1 pseudogene is annotated in these 540 nt (G+C 30.9%); it reads left to right on the top strand.

Annotation, left to right across the window (positions count from 1 at the left end):
- Positions 1-540 (top strand): annotated as a pseudogene (locus tag GQX97_RS14450) (DUF2723 domain-containing protein); the annotation flags it as partial.

Raw genomic sequence — 540 nt, forward strand, 5'->3', positions numbered from 1 at the left:
TCATTATGACTTTTTAACTAGAGAGATTTTTGTAAGTTCTTATTCACTTGCTAAAATAGATATGTATAACAGAAGAATAAAAACATATCAAAAATTGCTTGGTTTTATGGGTAATGGAGACATTGCTAAAAACGGCATTACAAGAGAAGAGGCTAATGCAAAAATAGAAGAGTATAAAAAGCTTAAAAGAGAAGAAGAAGAAAGAATGCTTACTATAGGCTTTGATATGTCTAATGTTTACTTTGCTATAGGTAATCAGGCTATATTAGATGAGGATTATGAGAGAGCTACAGTKATGTATGAAGAGCTTATAAAACTTGAAAAGCTTATTTATCCTGCTTATTTCAATTTGGCTGCTTCTTATGAATATTTAGCTCGTTCTAAAAATACTCCTTATGAGAAAGAGKCTGAATATTTAAATAAAGCTAAAGATGTAATGGCAAGAGCAGAGAAAACTTTCCATAGAGGTAAAGATATGGGAGATGCTGCAAGGGCACAAAACACTACTTATCAGCAGATAATGCAGTTTAATAATAGATT

The sequence above is a fragment of the Brachyspira sp. SAP_772 genome, from assembly GCF_009755885.1.
In the GTDB taxonomy this organism is placed as follows: domain Bacteria; phylum Spirochaetota; class Brachyspiria; order Brachyspirales; family Brachyspiraceae; genus Brachyspira.